The sequence below is a fragment of the Bradyrhizobium centrosematis genome, assembly GCF_045571495.1.
Taxonomy (GTDB): Bacteria; Pseudomonadota; Alphaproteobacteria; order Rhizobiales; family Xanthobacteraceae; genus Bradyrhizobium; species Bradyrhizobium centrosematis.
On the sequence record NZ_CP120703.1, the window covers coordinates 6,057,158 to 6,074,059 of the forward strand.

Genomic DNA, 16,902 nt, shown 5'->3' on the forward strand with positions numbered 1-16,902 from the left:
CGGCACATTGCTGCACTGCAAGGACGTTTTAGCGTGTTTTCTGCGGCTTTTCTGTTGTCAGTCGAGGTTGACTGTGTTTCTAGACGATCGGTCTAGTAGGGACACATGACGAAGAACCACGACGCTCCCCGGAGAATTGCGGGCACTGAACGGCGCGATCTCGGCTTCGCCGCGACGCGCGACGTCCTCATACGCTGCGGCATGGAAGTGCTCACGGAACAAGGGTTCGCGGCAACTGGCCTCGATGCGCTGTTGCGCCGGGCGACGGTGCCGAAAGGCTCGTTCTATCACTACTTTGCCAGCAAGGCGGACTTCGGCCGAGAAGTCATGAAGGCCTACGACGCATTCTTCTGCCGAAAGCTCGATCGGGCCCTGACCAATGACAGACTGGCGCCCTCCGAGCGGATGCGTGCCTTCGTCGAAGACGCTAAGGCGGGAATGGCGAAGTACCAATACACGCGCGGCTGCCTGGTCGGAAATCTGAGCCAGGAGGTCGAGGCGCTCCCTGATAGCTACCGCGCCGACCTGAACGGGATCGTGCGGGGCTGGCAGCGCAAGGTGGCGCGCTGCCTGGAGCTCGCGCGCGACGCTGGTGAGATCGAGGTGTCCGCGGACTGTGAAGCCCTGGCCGAGTTCTTTTGGATTGGCTGGGAAGGCGCCGTAATGCGCGCACGTCTCGTCAAGAATGGCGCACCGCTTGACACATTCATTGCAGGATTCATGGCCGGCTTGCCGCGTCCGGAACAATCGCGGCCTGGCCGGAAGAACAAGGCTTAGAGGGGAGTATCTCAGGTGTTTAGAGCTGTACTGATCGAAAAGGACGAACAGGGATACCGGGCCAAAGTAGCCGAGCTCCCCGAGAGCCGGCTCCCCGAAGGCGACGTCGTGGTTGATGTCGAATACAGCACGCTGAACTACAAGGACGGCCTTGCGATTACCGGCAAGGGACCGGTCGTAAGGTCTTTCCCCATGGTGCCGGGCATCGATTTCGCCGGCGTGGTGAGGTCGAGCTCCGACCCCGCATTCGCTCCTGGGGACCGCGTGGTTCTGAACGGCTGGGGTGTCGGCGAGCAGCACTGGGGCGGGCTGGCGCAACAGGCGAAGGTGAAGGGCGACTGGCTGATCAAGTTGCCGGCCTCGATGCCGTCGCGCCGCGCAATGATCATCGGCACCGCCGGTTATACAGCGATGCTTTGCATCATGGCGCTCGAAAGGCACGGCGTCCGCCCCGGCAGTGGCGACGTGCTGGTGACTGGTGCCGGCGGAGGGGTTGGCAGCATCGCGATCATGCTGCTCAAGAAGCTCGGCTTCCGTGTCGTCGCATCGACCGGTCGGCCAGAAGAGCGGCCTTATCTTGAGGCTCTCGGAGCCGCTGAAATAATCGACCGGGCCTCGCTGTCGGAGCCTGGCAAGGCTCTGCAGAAGGAGCGGTGGATCGCCGCCGTCGATTCGGTCGGCAGCCATACACTGGCCAACGTCTGCGCCAGCACCAAGGCTGACGGCGCTGTCGCGGCCTGCGGCATGGCGCAAGGGCTCGATCTGCACGCCAGCGTCGCGCCATTCATCCTTCGTGGAGTCGCGTTGTTCGGGATCAACAGCGTGACGCGGCCGAAGGCCGAACGCGTAGAGGCCTGGGACCGCCTCGCCTCGCTGTTGACTGCGTCGGATCTCGAGCAGACCGCGCACGATATCGGACTAGACGAAGTTGTGGCTTCCGCCGGTCAACTCATGAGTGGCCAAGTGCGCGGCCGTACCGTCGTCGACGTCAACAAGTAAACACGAAGGGGAGGCCACCGATGCGTTTGAGTGTTCGAAATCCGGCCGACTTCTGGTCGGGCCTCCTGTTTGTCGCGGTCGCCTCAGCATTTCTCTGGATTGGCCGCAATTACGATTTCGGCTCTCCCCTGCGCATGGGACCGAGTTTCTTTCCGGTTGTACTTTCGGTCGCGTTGGCAGCGATCGGCTTGATCGCACTGCTGCGGTCTTTCGCCGTCGCAGGCGACAAGATCGGGGGATTCTCAGTCAAGGGCTCGCTCGTTGTCACCCTTGGCTCGCTCCTCTTCGGCGCTCTCATCGAGCGGGCAGGCATCGTCGTCGCAGTGTCCACGATCACCCTCGTCAGCGCTTATGCCAGCGTGAAGTTTACATGGAAGCAGGGGCTGATCATGGCCGCCGTACTTTCGGTCTTCTGTGCGCTGGTATTCGTCTACGGCCTCGGCGTGCCTATGCCGATGGTCGGATCATGGTTTATCGACTAGGGGGCTGGCGCGATGGATATTCTCTCCAACCTTCTGCTCGGTTTTCAGACGGCCGGAACATTTCTTAATCTTGGCTACTGCCTGATCGGCGTCTTCCTGGGAACTTTGATCGGCGTGCTACCCGGGCTTGGACCGGTCGCCACGATCGCGATGTTGCTGCCGGCGACATTCGGCTTGCCACCGGTCTCAGCACTCATCATGCTCTCAGGCATCTACTATGGTGCCCAGTATGGCGGTTCAACGACAGCGATCCTGATCAACCTGCCCGGAGAATCGTCCTCTGTCATCACGGCTCTGGATGGTTACGCGATGGCCCGAAATGGCCGCGCTGGTGTCGCGCTCGCCACCGCCGCGATCGGCTCCTTCTTCGCCGGTACCGTTTCCACCCTCCTCCTTGCTCTCGCGGCTCCGCCGTTGGCACAGATCGCCCTGAAGTTCGGGCCGCCGGAATACTTCTCCCTGATGGTACTGGGCTTGAGTGCCTCGGTCGTGCTCGCACATGGATCGCTGCTGCGGGCATTCGGCATGATCGTGTTCGGCCTCTTGCTTGGCGTCGTCGGGACTGATGCGAACTCGGCCGTGCAGCGCTTTACCTTCGGTATCCCCGAGCTCGCCGACGGGATCGGTTTCGTCACCGTCGCCATGGGTATGTTCGGCGTCGGCGAGATCATCCGCAATCTCGAGAATGAAAGTGATCGCTCCGTCTTTGTCAGCAAGGTCACGAATCTGATGCCAAACCGCGAAGACTGGCGACGAATCGTCGGGCCGATCCTGCGCGGGACTGCCCTGGGTTCGGCGCTCGGCATTCTGCCCGGCGGGGGAGCCATGCTCTCTTCCTTTGCCGCCTACTCCGTCGAAAAGAAGATTTCGCGGCGGCCGTCGGAATTCGGCAAGGGCGCGATCGAGGGGGTGGCGGCACCGGAATCAGCCAACAATGCCGGCGCGCAGACCTCCTTCATTCCGATGCTTACGCTCGGGATTCCTTCAAACCCGGTGATGGCTCTAATGATCGGCGCTCTGATCATTCAAGGCATTCAGCCCGGGCCCGCGGTCATGACGCAGCAGCCCGCCTTGTTCTGGGGTGTCATCGCCTCGATGTGGATCGGAAACTTCTTCCTCATCCTGCTTAATCTGCCGCTCGTCGGCATGTGGGCGAAAATGCTGACGATTCCCTACCACGTCCTGTTTCCAGGTATCATGGTTTTCTGCGCCATCGGCGTGTTCAGCCTGAACAATACCTCTTTCGACGTCTATCTCATGGCCATCTTCGGCCTGCTCGGCTACGTGTTCGCCAAGCTCAAATGCGAACCCGCGCCCATGCTGCTCGGCTTCATCCTCGGCCCGATGATGGAGGAGAACTTGAGGAGATCTCTGACCCTGTCGCGCGGCGACCCTCTGGTTTTCGTGAAGAGCCCTATCAGCGTAACGATGCTAATCATCTCTCTGATCGCGCTACTGCTCGTGCTTTTGCCTTCGTTCCGCAAGACCCGCGAGGAAGCTTTCGTGGAAGAGGACTAGACCATGATCGCCGCGCCTGCCGGACTAGAACCTTCGATGGAGCTCGATCCAAACAAGCTCACACCACAAAAGGAACTGGTCCGCAAGTTCTACAAGGATATGTGGGATCACGCTGATCTCACCCTGATCCCCGACATCTTCCATGCAGATTTCACCTTCCGCGGCTCGCTCGGCCCGGTGCTGGTTGGCCACGCACAATTCGCCGACTATGTTGGATGGGTAACCAGCTCGCTCGACCGGTACACGTCCGACATTCTCATGCTGCTCGAGGAAGGCAATCGCGTTTCGGGCAAGCTCCGGTTTCACGGCATTCACCGCAAGCCAATGTTCGGGCGTGCTCCCACGGGACGTCATGTCTGGTGGTTCGGCGCCCCCATATTCACTTTCCGCGGGGGCAAGGTTTCCGACCTGTGGGTCTTGGGCGATATCCATGGTCTACTCGGTCAGCTTGATTCCAGCGCGACCGACACACACGAATTTGCGACTTAGAACAGGTTAGAGCCGGCCTTCTTGGCTCCAACGCGGGCTCTTAAGATTCAAAAGCCATAGACCGGATGCCATCGTGTCCGGAATGATTTCGAAAAAATGCCCGGCCAATCATGTGCCGGGCAAGTCTCAAGGGCACTTAAGAAAGGCCCCGTGGTCCGGCCCGGGAGGGGGCCGAAACAGTGAATGACAACTATCCTGCTACGCTCGGCGTTTGGCCGATATCGTCACCGCCTAGCTACGCTCTTGATTGCATCCTCGAGCATGTCGAGCCGGTCCTGCCCCCAAAACAGCTCACCGTTGAAAACGTAGGATGGCGAGCCGAATACGCCAGCGATTACGGCTTCGTCCGTGAATCGTCGATAGATCCCTTCGATCTCGGGAGCATCGGCAGCCGCCAGCAGCCGGTCCGCGTCGAGTCGCTCCGCGATCAGAATGCGCCGTAGCTCGGCGAGGTCGGAGATGTCGCGTTCCTCGCACCATTCCGCACGCAGGATGGCCTTGTAGAGCGGCACGACGGCAAGCTCCATGCGATCTGCGGCGATCACGATCCGCGACGCCGCGTCGGCATTCGGACACATAAACTTCGGCGTTGAATTGACGTGGATGCCGAGCTTTTTGCACCAACGCTTCAGTTCGACGATCCGATAGGCCTGGCGTTCGGGCGCCCGATTGCTCAACAATTGTCCGCCCGTCCGTCGGTAAACGTCGGGAAGATCGACCGGCATGTAGCGGATCTTCAACTGATATTTGGTCGCAATTTGCTCGAGTCGGTCTGCACCGAGATAGGCCCAGTCCGAGTTCATCCAAAAATAGTAATCGATCTTGTTCATGATGCCACGCTCGCGGAAACGTTAGAAGCTGCGCTCGTCTTGCCTGCCGGCTCCTGGGCAACAAAAACTGCCGCAGCACGCATACGCCACGCGCACAGGAGGGCGATAGCCGCAAGCGCCGTGAGATACCACACGACGTACTGTGGATCCCCCCCATTTCGCGCCAAAAGCCAAGTCGCAACAATTGGAGCAAGGCCACCTCCGAGCGCCCCGGAGACCTGCACCGCTAGGGATATGCCGGTGTAGCGGACTTCCGGTGGGAACTGCGAGGAGAACAACGAGCCTTCCGGCGCATACAGGCAGCCATAGACGAGCCCGATGGCCATGATCATCGCGACGTTGATCCAGAATGCCTCCTTGCTGCCTAGGAGGTTGAAGAAGATCGGGGCCGCGATCACGATACCGACCGTGCCAATCATGAAGACGTGCTTGTGGCCGATACGATCGCCGAGCAATCCAAACAGCGGCATAGTAAACAGTACGACAGCGGCGCCCCAGATCGTTGCATCTAGGATCGCTGTTCGTGGGATGCTCAGCGTACCTACCGCGTAGGCGAGCGAAAAGCTCGAAACAGTATAAAACCAGGTCGCCTCCGCGAACCGCGCGCCGATCGCCAGTAACACCTCCCGCGGATAACTTCGGCACACCTCTGCGATCGGGACCTTAACGTGGTCGCCCTTGTCCTTCACTCTTTCGAAATCGGGGGATTCGGCAACGTTGACCCGAATGAACCAGCCGACAGCTAGTAGAACCACGCTAGCAAGAAACGGCAGGCGCCACCCCCAACTCAGCATGTCCTTCTCGGGAAGAGTCGCCACCATGCTCATGGCCAAGGACGACAGAATGAGACCAGGAGCCACACCAGCTTGCGGCAGGCTGCCGAACAAGCCCTTCTTGTCATCGGGAGCGTGTTCGACCGCCATCAAGACCGCGCCACCCCACTCCCCGCCAACAGCTACGCCCTGAAGAAATCGCATAGCCACCAGCAACACGGCAGCCCAGTAACCGATACTCTCGTAGGAAGGGATGGTGCCGATAACCATCGTCGGTATGCCCATCAACATCAATGTGATGAGCAGCATTGATTTCCGCCCAATCCGGTCACCGAAATGACCGAAGACGATCCCCCCTAGAGGTCGCGCGAAGAACCCGACCGAGTAGGTCGCAAATGCGGCCATCGTCCCTGCAACGGGATCGAAGCTCGGAAAGAAGATCTTATTGAAGATGAGTGCGGCCGCTGTTCCGTACAGGAAGAAATCATACCACTCGATCGTCGTTCCCATCATGCTGGCGAGACCGGCGATCACATAGCGACGGCGCCCCGCCTGTTCGGCAGATTTCATGGTCGTCCCCTCTCCAATTTTCATTTTTGACAGCGAGGGGCCCGCTGGACAGGCCCCTTCCGTTGATTACCAAGACTCACGCAAGGAGGTCGCTTCGGCGGCTGGCTACTTCGCGGCCAGACCGGCCGAATGGGTTTGCCGGCACCAGTAGTCAAAGGTCGCGTTGACGATGGACGGCTTCAGGAGATAGTCGTGCGCTTCCTTCGCAAGGGCATCATCGACAGGCGTCAGCGGACCGAACGCCTGTGCGCGAATCTGCATCCGGGCGGCGCGCTCGAGGTAGACCGACAGATATGTCGCCTCTTCGATCGACGCGCCGGCGGTGAGGTAGCCGTGATGAGCCAGGATGATCGCGCGCTTTCCACCGAGCGCTTCCGAGATGAGAACGCCTTCCTGGTCGGCGATCGGAACACCAGGCCACTCGCCAAGAAACGCACAGTCATCGTGCAACGGCGTCATATCCATCTGCGCGATTACCAGCGGTTGACGCGCCGCGGCCAGCGCCGATGCCCACGGCGAGTGTGTATGGATCAACGACTTTACATCGGGTCTTGCGTCGTAGACCCAGAGATGAAAGCGCGTGGCCGGGTTCGCCATGCCTGCGCCGGTGAGCGTATTGAGATCCCGGTCGACCTCGATGAAGTCGTCCGGGGTTGCCTCGTCGAAGCCCAAACCAAACCGCAATGTCCAGTAGGCATTAGGGCGTTCGGAGCGAAAGCTGATCTGGCCCGCGAGCCCCGCTTCCTGACCGGTCATGGCCAAGATCCGGCACGCGTACGACAACGTCTCCTTGTCGCTGCGCTTCGCACCCTTGAGATGCTCAGCCATTTCCCGGGTGGCGCGGTCGTCGAAGTATTCCTTTGCCCGCAGCTCCGCCTTCATCTCTCTTCTCCTGCATTTCGCGGGAAGCCCGATGATCCCGCATCAAGAGGAGAGCATGTCGCAGGAGAGGCAAGCGTGCCATGAACCGCGCGTCATATCTGAGATGAGTTGCTTGGCATTGAGCCTGAGCTGATCCAGCTCACATGTGGCCGCGCTCGATCGCGAGGACAAGACGGGTCGACGTCTGCCTGCCGGCTCTCGATCTTGTCCCCCGCAATAGCCTCAATGCTAAACGCGCGCCTTTGGCGGCATGTCGGTACAGACCCCCTTTGCGATCTCTGCTGCCATCCCGATGCTTTCGCCAAGCGTTGGATGTGGGTGTATCGTTCGACCGATATCGACGGCATCAGCCCCCATCTCGATCGCCAAGCAGATTTCTCCAATCATATCACCTGCGCTCGGGCCTATGATGGCGCCGCCGACAATTCGGCCGGTTTCCTTTGCAAAGATCAACTTTGTCATCCCAAAATCGGCGGAATTGGCGATGGCCCGACCAGAGGCGCTCCATGGAAACTTGGCGACTTCGATTGCTAGGCCACTGGCCTTCGCCAACTCCTCCGTCACCCCGACCCAGGCGATCTCCGGGTCGAGATAGGCTACGGACGGAATGACCGCCGCGTCGAATGCTGCCTTGTGCCCAGCAGCAACCTCCGCAGCCACGTGCGCCTCGTGCACCGCCTTGTGCGCCAGCATGGGTTGACCGACGATATCGCCGATCGCAAAGATATGCGCGACGTCTGTCCGCATCTGCCGATCTACCCTAATGAAGCCGTTGTTTGCGGTCAGACCGGCGGCCTCGAGCGACAGGCTTGCACCATTTGGTCGCCGGCCGGCCGCTTGGAGAACGAGGTCATATTCGCTGGCAGCGCTTTGACCACTGAAGCGAGCCGTCAGCTTGTTTGTCGTGGCGGAAATCGCCTCCAGGCGCGTCCCAGTCATGATGCGGCCGAATCGCCCGGCATTATGTTTCATCCAGATTGCTACAAGGTCGCGATCGACACCGTTCAGAATGAGATCCGCCTGTTCGACGACATCGACCTGGGCTCCGAGCGCGCTGTACACGGTGGCCATCTCGAGACCAATGATACCACCGCCAACAATCAACATCCGGTCCGGGATAAACGGTAGTTCCAGCGCGCCAGTCGAGTCGACAATCCGCGGGTCGTCAGGCAAGTGTGACAACGCGATCGGCGAAGAACCTGCCGCAATGATGCACGACTTGAACTGCAGGGTTAGCGTTCCGCCGCTCGATCGCGCTACTTCCACCAGGTTCGGACCTGTGAATCTTCCGATTCCCGAAAAGCGCTGTACTTTCCTCATCTTCGCCATGAAATCGAGCCCGTCGGTGAGCCTCTTCACGGTTGAGTTCTTGAAGTCACGGAGCGCACTGAGATCAATCTGCGGCGGGCTAAACGTGACGCCATGTTTGGCGAGGCGGCTCGCCTCTTCCTTGACCGCTGCAACATGCAGCAAGGCCTTCGAGGGGATGCAGCCAACGTTCAGGCAGACGCCGCCGAGCTGCGCTCTGGTTTCGACCAGCGCAACCTTTAGACCAAGGTCGGCCGCCCTGAAAGCCGCAGAGTACCCGCCCGGCCCGCCTCCGATGACAACGAGATCGAAGTCACCGCTCGATGGTGCGACCGTCGATCTGGAGGGTACCTCTGGAACCGAATTGATGGCCGCGCTTTCGCTGTGCACCCTGCCTGGCGCATCCGCGGCATCGGTTTCGATCAGGCCAAGCAGGCTACCAGTCGACACGCGGTCGCCAACCGAGATGTTCAGGGACACGATTTTCCCGGTCACGGGAGACGGAATATCCATCGTCGCCTTGTCGCTCTCGATCGACGCTACCGGTTGCTCGATGCTGATGTTGTCCCCAATCTGGACGAAGATTTCGGCGACCGGAACGTCGTGGAAATCTCCGATGTCGGGAACGGTCAGTTCAATCTTGGCCATGGCGTTTCCTTAGAGCATTGCACGGCGCAGATCGCTCAGGACCACCGCTATAGAACCGAGGAATCGGGCTGCAGCGACGCCGTCGACCACGCGGTGGTCCCAGGACAAGCTGAGAGGCATGATCAGGCGAGGCTGAAAGGCGTTTCCATCCCAGCGCGGCTCCATCTGTGAGCGAGCTGCACCAAGAATGGCCACCTCTGGAGCATTGATGATCGGGGTGAAACCTGATCCGCCGATTCCGCCCAAAGACGAGATTGAGAAGCAGCCGCCTTCCATTTCGCGGGGCTGCAGCTTTCCTTGCCTGGCTTTCTCCGACAACGCGGCCATTTCGGCGCTGATATCCAGAAGCCCCTTGCGATCGCAGTCACGGACGACGGGCACTAGCAGGCCGTTAGGCGTATCGACCGCAAAGCCAATATGGACGTATTTCTTCTGGATAACTGCTTCGCCTTCGAGCGAGGCATTGAAGCGCGGATGCGCAGCCAAAGCGATTGCCGCGGCTTTAATGAGGAATGCGACCATAGTGAGCTTCACCAACGGTTCGCGCTTTTCCGCGTTGATCGCTAGACGGAAGGCTTCGAGTTCAGTGACATCGGCGTTGTCGAAATTGGTGACATGAGGGATGGTCAGCCAATTCCGGTGCAGCGCGGTGCCGGAGATGCGTTGGATGCGTGAAAGCGGAATCCGCTCCACCTGCCCATACTTCCCAAAATCGTAGGATGGCGCGGGCGGAAGCGAGAATCCGGTCGCGCCCGCATGCGCGGACGCAGCCATTCGGGATTTGACAAAGGCAAGCACATCCTCGCGCAAGACCCTGCCCTTTGGCCCGCTCGCCTTTACGTCGACAAGGTTGACTCCGAGTTCCCGCGCGAATGCTCTGATCGACGGCGTGGCATGCGCGCCGGCGCTATCTTCACCGCCGTCGCCCTGCTCGGAGGTCGAGGCGGGAACCTGTCGAGAAGGTACAGCTACCGGGAGTGTGGGCGTGGAGGCCGGGACCGAGACCTCAGCTTTGGCTGCAGCCGCTGTCGAAACCGAAGCCGAGTCCGTAACCTCGATGACGGCGATCGGCACGCCCTCGGAGACGTTGTGGCCAATCTCGACCTTCAGTTCGATAATCCGGCCAGCATAGGGAGACGGCACTTCCATCGTCGCCTTGTCGGATTCGAGTACGAGCAACGGTTCGTCGAGACGAACGACGTCGCCCGGCTTAACCAATATCCCGACGACCGGGACGTCCTTGTAGTCGCCGATGGAAGGCAACTCGACGGTTTGAAATGAAGCCAAAGGGAGTTCTCCAGTAAATCCGGTCACTGTTGTCGCGAATTGGCTGCTGCTGGCCGTCAGCAAAGCCAAGGAGCCGTTGAAACAGTTCCAAGCCCATACTTCCTGGCCGCGCTTGCGACTATGTCCTGTGCAATCTTGCCTTTGCGCGCCAAGGTATACAGAGCGGCAAGGACGACATGCTTGCGGTCGACCTCGAAAAAGGCTCGCAGAGCCGACCGTGTATCGCTTCGGCCGAAGCCGTCGGTGCCGAGGGCGACGAACGGACCTCCGACATAGGAGGCGATCAATTGAGGATAGGCACGAACATAGTCAGTCGCTGCCACGATCGGAGCATCGCCCGGGAGCAGGCGCTCGACGTGGCTGAGTGCTTCCGTGTCGCCGCTGAGCATGCGGCGCCGCTCGATCTCTCGGGCGTCGCGGGCTAGTTCACTGAAGCTAGTTGCGCTTAGCACCTCCGCTTCGATGCCCCAGTCGGTCAAGAGCAGCCCAGCCGCGGCCACAACTTCAGGAAGGATCGCCCCCGATCCAAGCAGCCGCACACTGGCGCGACCGGCCTGTGGTCCCATCAGTGAATACAGGCCCTTGATGATGCCTTCGGTGACGTCCTTCGGCATGGACGGTTGAGCATAGCTCTCGTTCATGGCTGTGATGTAGAAGAACTCGTCGGCGCCCTGCTCCATCATTTGTCGGGCACCATGATCGACAATCGTCGCCACTTCGTAAGCGTAGGCAGGGTCGTAGGCCCTGCAGTTCGGTACCGTCGCCGCCACCAGATGACTGCTGCCATCCTGGTGCTGCAGGCCCTCACCGCCGAGCGTGGTCCTTCCAGCGGTGGCTCCGATGAGGAAGCCACGCGCACGCTGGTCGGCCGCCGCCCAGATCAGGTCGCCGATGCGCTGGAAGCCGAACATCGAATAATAGATGTAAAACGGCAGCATTGGCTTGCCGTGAACGCTGTAGGACGTCGCGGCCGCCACCCAGGACGAGATCGCTCCAGCCTCGGTAATCCCCTCCTCCAGGAGCTGCCCGTCGACGGCTTCCTTGTAGTAGAGCATCGAACCGGCATCCTCCGGCTCATAGAGCTGACCGACCGGGGAATAGATGCCGACCTGGCGAAAGAGATTGTCCATGCCGAAGGTGCGGGCCTCGTCGGCGACGATCGGGACGATCTTCGAGCCGAAGTCCTTGCTCTTCAGTAGATTGCTGAACAGTCGCACCATCGCGACGGTGGTCGACATCTCCTTGCCATCGGCCTTGAGTGCAAACTCGCCGTAGCTCGCCAAGCCTGGCACGGATACAGGCTGCGCGCCTCTGCGACGCGCCGGCAGGTAGCCGCCCAAAGCGCGGCGGCGCGCATGCAGATATTCCAGCTCCGCCGACCCTTCGGCGGGGCGATAGAACTCGAGGTTTTCGACTTGCGCGTTGGTTAGTGGTAGCGAGAACTTGTCCCGAAACGCGAGCAGCGCGTCGACATCGAGCTTCTTGGCCTGATGCGCGGTCATGCGGGACTCGCCTGCCCCGCCCATGCCGTAGCCCTTTTTTGTCTTTGCAAGAATGACTGTAGGACGCCCCTTGGTGTTCCTCGCCGCAAGGAACGCCGCGTAGAGCTTGCGGAAATCGTGACCGCCCCGCTTGAGCAGGTCGATATCCTTGTCGGACAAATGTGCGACGAGCTTGCGCACCTCCGGATCTCCGTCGAAGAAATGCGCAAGGTTATAGGCGCCGTCCTTGGCGCCGAGCGTCTGGTACTTGCCGTCGGTCGTCTCCGCAAATCGTCGCAACAAGCTGTGCGAGGTGTCGCGGGCAAAGATCGGATCCCATTCGGAGCCCCACAGCACCTTGATGACGTTCCAGCCCGCTCCCCTGAAGAGACTCTCCAGTTCCTGAATGATTTGACCGTTCCCTCGCACAGGCCCATCGAGCCGTTGCAAGTTGCAGTTTACGATGAACGTCAGATTGTCGAGATTCTCCCGCGCAGCCAACGATAGTGCCGCGACAGATTCCGGCTCATCCATCTCACCATCGCCAAATACTCCCCAGACATGCTGGCCGTCGGTGTCGTGCAACTTTCGATTACGCATGTAACGCATGAAGCGCGCCTGATAGATCGCGCTGATTGGGCCGATCCCCATCGACCCCGTGGGGAATTGCCAGAACTCTGGCATCAGCCAGGGATGCGGATAGGAACACAGGCCATTGCCCGACAGCTCCTGCCGGTAGTGCGCGAGGCTGTCTTCGTTCAACCGTCCCTCGAGAAAGGCGCGGGCATAGACGCCAGGAGCCGAATGGGGCTGGAAGAAGACGAGATCACCACCATCCGCCTCCCCAGGCGCACGAAAGAAGTGATTAAAGCCCAGCTCGAAGATTTCAGCGGCGGACGCATAGCTAGCTACATGTCCACCGAGTTCGCCATAAGCGCGGTTCGCGCGCACAACCATCGCCAGTGCGTTCCAGCGAATGATCGAGGTGATGCGCTCCTCCATCGCCAGATCACCTGGGAACGGCGGCTGTTTCTCCAGCTCGATTGTGTTCCGGTAAGGTGAATAGGGAAGACTATCCTCGACAATGCCGATTTCTTTGGCGCGGCGATCAAGCGCATTGAGCAGAAAGCGCGCTCTCCGACCGTCATTTTGACGTGCGACTGACTCCAGCGACCGCAGCCAATCGTCTGTCTCGATCGGATCAACGTCGATGCTCGAGGTTAGAAGCTCTTTGTTGGCGGAGGAATTCACATTAGTCTCCCTAAATCGACGAGTTAGGCATGGCTCAATCGCCATTCAGCTGGTGCTGCAGCACAAATGGTGGGGCGCTATCGCACCTTTGCGAGCGCGATCTTCACCACTTCCTGTGCCAGCGGAGGGCAATGCTTGTGGTCGCGCACGATTGCAACGACTCGGCGACGCAACGTCGGTCGAACGATCCTAAGCTTCTTAAGGCCATAATCGACGAGTAGCCTGCCTGGAATTCGAGTTGGCAGCACACAAGCGCCGATGCCCGAAGAGACCAGCTTCAGCATCGCATCGATCGTATCTGCCTCAGCAACAAATTCTGGAGTAAGGCCGCCGCTCTGCAGCATCTTTCGCAAGGCGTAGTGAGGCGGAAATCCCACCAGCTTATGTCGCGACGTCGTGAGATCGATTTCGTCCGGCCATAGGCTGTCCTTGCGTGCGATGACGCACATCTCGTCTTCGAACAGCGGAGTTGCCCGAAGTTGCGCGGAATCGACCGCTGAATCGTAGACGAAACCAATGTCGGCCTTACCGCTCTCGACCAACGCCACAACCTCCGGCGAACTCCGGCTAATCAGTGAAAGATTGACGCTCTCCCTCTGCACCATGAATTCGGCAACGACATCGGACATGAAGTAGTAACTCAGAGTGTGGATGACGGCGATCCTAATGTGTCCCTGCGTCACGCCTTCTTTGTCACGCACGGATTCGAGCGCATCATCTATGTTTGCGTAGGCGGCTTTTGCGATGTCGAATAACTTATCGCCGGCTCTCGTCAGCTCAACCCCTCTTCCGGTGCGAGAAAATAACGGTTTGCCGACATATGCTTCGAGCGAAGCAAGCTGGCGACTAATGCCTGACTGCGTGAGATCGAGAGAATCGGCCGCGCGCGACAAGGACTTTAGCTCCGCAATCTTCACAAAGTATCGTAGTTGGCGGTCGGCATTTTCCATATCCGATACGAGCCTCAGCGAAACTCTGGCGACTAATCAGCGATCGGAGCGTCAACAGCGTGCGCGCCATCCCCTGCGGGGTCTCTTCCCACAGGGGATCCAAGACCCGATATCAACGAATTGGCGGAGCGTACTGCAAGCCCCCGTTGGTCCATAGCGCATTGAGCCCACGCGAAATCTTGAGCGGTGTCGCCGGTCCCACGTTGCGATCGAACACCTCTCCATAGTTGCCGACGTGGCGGACGATCCTAGCGACCCAATCATTGGTCAGGCCCAGACTCTGGCCGAGCGTGTTGTCCAGGCCGAGGACGCGCCGAATCTCTGGCCGATCCGATTTCATCATTTCGTCGACAGTCGCCTTGTTGATATCGAGCTCTTCAGCAGTCACCATTGCGAAATGTGTCCACCTGACGAGATCGAGCCACTGGTCGTCGCCTTGCCGGACCGCCGGACCGAGCGGCTCCTTGGAAATGATCTCAGGTAAAACGACATGCTCATTGGGTTTTTGCATTTTGGTTCTCAAAGCGCTGAGCGCCGATGCATCCACCGTCAAGACATCGCAGCGTCCGCTGTCATAGGCCTTGACCGCCTCGTCGACCGTCCCAAATACGACCGGCTCGAATTTCATTTTGTGCGCGCGGAAGTAATCTGCAACATTTTGCTCGTGGGTAGTGCCGGCGGTGATGCAGATCGAGGCATCTGAGAGCTCCGCCAAATTCTTGACGTTGAGCGATTGCTTGACCATGAAACCTTGGCCATCAAAATAGGTAATCGCTGCGAAATTGAAGCCCAGCGCCGTATCGCGCTGCAAAGTCCAGGTCGTGTTTCGAGAAAGCACGTCAATCAGGCCGGACTGGAGAGCCGTAAAGCGGTCCGTTGCTGACAACGCCGTCATTGTTACTTTTGTCGGATCATTGAAGATAGCGGCCGCGATTGCGCGGCAGAAATCGACGTCAAGACCGGTCCAATTGCCCGCGCTGTCAGGGGCTGAGAAGCCAGGCACGCCTTGGGAGACACCACACTCGAGACGTCCTCTCGCCTTCACTTTGTCCAGAGTAGTGGGCGACTGAGCCTGCGCCTCATGCCCTCCTGACAGGAGACACATCATGAAGATTAGGGTCGACTGAACGACCACAGCCAGGCGGCTGGACCTCCAACGCATTTGCATTCCTCCGGTTCAGATATTTCTTATGGACAACTTGTTGCCCTATAGGCAGAGTGGAGTCAATCGAAACTGCAATGCAGCCGGTTTGCTTCAAGACGCGCACAGAGCCAGAAGCCGCCCGCCGAAGGAGATTTTTCGAATGTCCGCTTCCAAATCTGCCCAAACGGTCGCGACATCGCCGGATCATCCCTCGGAACTGGGGTTCGCGACGCGAGCGATTCACTACGCATATGATCCGGCCGACCATCATCGCGCGGTGTCTCACCCGGTCTACTTCACCTCAACTTATGGCTTCAAAAGCGTGGCCGACGTCGACGCGGCCGCGGCTCTCGGAGGCAAGCTCTACGCTCGGGAACACAACCCGACGACCGAGTTGTTGCAGACTCGCCTCGCCAACTTGGAGGGAGCCGAGGCCGCAGTAGTATTGGCCTCTGGCATGGCTGCCGTGGGAGCTTTGACGTTATCGCTGCTATCGCAGGGCGACGAATTGATCGTCCACCGCACGCTGTACTCCAACACTATGGCCATGTCCGAGCAGGGCTTGCCGCGATTCGGGGTGAAAGTTGTTCCGGCCGACCTCAGCGACCCAGCCAATTTGGATGCCGTCGTCACGCCTCGCAGCCGGGCTGTATATTTTGAAACGCCCATCAATCCAACAGGAGACGTCCTCGATATTGGCGCCATCGCCGCGCGGGCCCATCGCGCGGGGCTTCTGGTCCTCGTCGACGGGACCTTCGCCTCCCCGGCCTTGCAGCGTCCTCTGGCGCACGGTGCCGATATCGTCCTGCATTCTCTGACCAAGTACATCAACGGTCATGGAGACGTCCTGGGCGGCGCACTCCTGGGGAAAGCAGAACTCATCGACAAGATTCACAGCCAGGGCTTACGCTTCATCACTGGCGCGGCCCTTTCCCCGATGGCGTCGTCGCTGGTGCTGAGAGGGTTGAAGACATTGCCTCTGCGAATGGAGCGACATGGCGCCAACGCGCTTGCGATTGCTCGTATGCTCGACGAGCATCCTGCGGTTTCCTGGGTGAACTACCCTTTCCTCGCATCGCATCCAAGGCACGCGATCGCAAGAAAGCAGATGTCAGGTGGGTCTGGTATGTTGTCATTCGGCCTGCACGGCGGGTTCGACGCAGCGAGGAACATGATGGACAAACTCGAACTGATAACTCTCGCCGTCAGCCTTGGCGACGTGGAGACGCTTGTCTCTCACCCCGCAAGCATTGTCCGAGCACGGCAGACCGTTCGCCCCGAGGCTCATCTGCAGGGCGGCGTTGGGGAAGATCTGATCCGACTTTCGGTCGGGCTCGAAGACGAGTCCGACCTCCTGGCCGATCTGAGGCAAGCGCTGAACCGGCTCTAGCGGCCTCGCCCCAGAAAACCGGCCGTCGGCGCGACAAGCCTGTTTTTTCCACAAGCACCGACTTACTATTTCGGCGATCGAGGACTCGGGCCGAGCATCAGCTCTTACTGGCCATGCTGGAAA

At 59.6% G+C, this 16,902-nt stretch carries 14 protein-coding genes; 6 read left to right on the forward strand and 8 right to left on the reverse strand.

Annotated elements, in window-relative coordinates:
- The first annotated feature begins 105 nt into the window (after positions 1-105).
- From P6U31_RS28875 to P6U31_RS28895, 5 genes are read left to right on the forward strand one after another with little or no spacing between them, the layout of a single operon-like run.
- Complete coding sequence (locus P6U31_RS28875) at positions 106-777, forward strand: TetR/AcrR family transcriptional regulator (protein WP_407185135.1); 672 nt, start codon at positions 106-108, stop codon at positions 775-777.
- Positions 778-792: 15 nt separating this feature from the next.
- Positions 793-1,776 (forward strand): MDR family oxidoreductase, encoded by a 984-nt coding sequence (locus tag P6U31_RS28880; RefSeq protein ID WP_407185136.1) that lies wholly within the window; start codon positions 793-795, stop codon positions 1,774-1,776.
- A gap of 20 nt (positions 1,777-1,796) precedes the next feature.
- Positions 1,797-2,258 carry a tripartite tricarboxylate transporter TctB family protein gene (locus P6U31_RS28885; RefSeq protein WP_407185137.1) on the forward strand — a complete coding sequence of 154 codons (462 nt, stop codon included), beginning with the start codon at positions 1,797-1,799 and terminating at the stop codon, positions 2,256-2,258.
- A gap of 12 nt (positions 2,259-2,270) precedes the next feature.
- Positions 2,271-3,776 carry a tripartite tricarboxylate transporter permease gene (locus tag P6U31_RS28890; RefSeq protein ID WP_407185138.1) on the forward strand — a complete coding sequence of 502 codons (1,506 nt, stop codon included), beginning with the start codon at positions 2,271-2,273 and terminating at the stop codon, positions 3,774-3,776.
- A 3-nt stretch (positions 3,777-3,779) separates the two neighbouring features.
- Positions 3,780-4,265, forward strand: a complete 486-nt coding sequence (locus tag P6U31_RS28895) for an ester cyclase (RefSeq protein ID WP_407185139.1) — start codon at positions 3,780-3,782, stop codon at positions 4,263-4,265.
- A 224-nt stretch (positions 4,266-4,489) separates the two neighbouring features.
- Here the strand turns inward: P6U31_RS28895 and P6U31_RS28900 are convergent, their stop codons facing one another.
- The 8 genes from P6U31_RS28900 to P6U31_RS28935 all read right to left on the reverse strand — a co-directional run bounded on the left by P6U31_RS28900 (position 4,490) and on the right by P6U31_RS28935 (position 15,353).
- Positions 4,490-5,095 (reverse strand): 2-hydroxychromene-2-carboxylate isomerase, encoded by a 606-nt coding sequence (locus tag P6U31_RS28900; RefSeq protein ID WP_407185140.1) that lies wholly within the window; start codon positions 5,093-5,095, stop codon positions 4,490-4,492.
- Complete coding sequence (locus tag P6U31_RS28905; protein WP_407185141.1) at positions 5,092-6,438, reverse strand: MFS transporter; 1,347 nt, start codon at positions 6,436-6,438, stop codon at positions 5,092-5,094. The genes P6U31_RS28900 and P6U31_RS28905 overlap by 4 nt, the downstream gene beginning before the upstream one ends.
- A gap of 105 nt (positions 6,439-6,543) precedes the next feature.
- Positions 6,544-7,320 (reverse strand): aldolase, encoded by a 777-nt coding sequence (locus P6U31_RS28910; protein WP_407185142.1) that lies wholly within the window; start codon positions 7,318-7,320, stop codon positions 6,544-6,546.
- 228 nt (positions 7,321-7,548) lie between these two features.
- Positions 7,549-9,276 carry a dihydrolipoyl dehydrogenase gene (gene lpdA / locus P6U31_RS28915; RefSeq protein WP_407185143.1) on the reverse strand — a complete coding sequence of 576 codons (1,728 nt, stop codon included), beginning with the start codon at positions 9,274-9,276 and terminating at the stop codon, positions 7,549-7,551.
- 9 nt (positions 9,277-9,285) lie between these two features.
- The gene (locus P6U31_RS28920; RefSeq protein ID WP_407185144.1) at positions 9,286-10,563 is read right to left on the reverse strand and encodes a 2-oxo acid dehydrogenase subunit E2; all 1,278 of its coding nucleotides are present in this window, start codon (positions 10,561-10,563) and stop codon (positions 9,286-9,288) included.
- Positions 10,564-10,619: 56 nt separating this feature from the next.
- Positions 10,620-13,295, reverse strand: a complete 2,676-nt coding sequence (mdeB, locus tag P6U31_RS28925) for an alpha-ketoglutarate dehydrogenase (protein WP_407185145.1) — start codon at positions 13,293-13,295, stop codon at positions 10,620-10,622.
- 77 nt (positions 13,296-13,372) lie between these two features.
- Positions 13,373-14,245, reverse strand: a complete 873-nt coding sequence (locus P6U31_RS28930; RefSeq protein ID WP_407185146.1) for a LysR family transcriptional regulator — start codon at positions 14,243-14,245, stop codon at positions 13,373-13,375.
- 112 nt (positions 14,246-14,357) lie between these two features.
- The gene (locus P6U31_RS28935) at positions 14,358-15,353 is read right to left on the reverse strand and encodes an amino acid ABC transporter substrate-binding protein (RefSeq protein ID WP_407189967.1); all 996 of its coding nucleotides are present in this window, start codon (positions 15,351-15,353) and stop codon (positions 14,358-14,360) included.
- Positions 15,354-15,549: 196 nt separating this feature from the next.
- Between P6U31_RS28935 and P6U31_RS28940 the strand changes: the two genes are divergently transcribed.
- Positions 15,550-16,779 (forward strand): trans-sulfuration enzyme family protein, encoded by a 1,230-nt coding sequence (locus P6U31_RS28940; protein ID WP_407185147.1) that lies wholly within the window; start codon positions 15,550-15,552, stop codon positions 16,777-16,779.
- The last annotated feature ends 123 nt before the right edge of the window (positions 16,780-16,902 follow it).

What these genes read in the sequence shown, in the direction of transcription:
- P6U31_RS28890 (WP_407185138.1), top strand. Translation starts at nt 2,271, where the DNA reads ATGGATATTCTCTCCAACCTTCTGCTCGGTTTTCAGACGGCCGGAACA.
- P6U31_RS28895 (WP_407185139.1), top strand. Translation starts at nt 3,780, where the DNA reads ATGATCGCCGCGCCTGCCGGACTAGAACCTTCGATGGAGCTCGATCCA.
- P6U31_RS28905 (WP_407185141.1), bottom strand. Translation starts at nt 6,438, where the DNA reads ATGAAATCTGCCGAACAGGCGGGGCGCCGTCGCTATGTGATCGCCGGT.
- P6U31_RS28885 (WP_407185137.1), top strand. Translation starts at nt 1,797, where the DNA reads ATGCGTTTGAGTGTTCGAAATCCGGCCGACTTCTGGTCGGGCCTCCTG.
- P6U31_RS28900 (WP_407185140.1), bottom strand. Translation starts at nt 5,095, where the DNA reads ATGAACAAGATCGATTACTATTTTTGGATGAACTCGGACTGGGCCTAT.
- P6U31_RS28930 (WP_407185146.1), bottom strand. Translation starts at nt 14,245, where the DNA reads ATGGAAAATGCCGACCGCCAACTACGATACTTTGTGAAGATTGCGGAG.
- P6U31_RS28940 (WP_407185147.1), top strand. Translation starts at nt 15,550, where the DNA reads ATGTCCGCTTCCAAATCTGCCCAAACGGTCGCGACATCGCCGGATCAT.
- P6U31_RS28875 (WP_407185135.1), top strand. Translation starts at nt 106, where the DNA reads ATGACGAAGAACCACGACGCTCCCCGGAGAATTGCGGGCACTGAACGG.
- lpdA (WP_407185143.1), bottom strand. Translation starts at nt 9,276, where the DNA reads ATGGCCAAGATTGAACTGACCGTTCCCGACATCGGAGATTTCCACGAC.
- P6U31_RS28910 (WP_407185142.1), bottom strand. Translation starts at nt 7,320, where the DNA reads ATGAAGGCGGAGCTGCGGGCAAAGGAATACTTCGACGACCGCGCCACC.
- P6U31_RS28935 (WP_407189967.1), bottom strand. Translation starts at nt 15,353, where the DNA reads ATGATGTGTCTCCTGTCAGGAGGGCATGAGGCGCAGGCTCAGTCGCCC.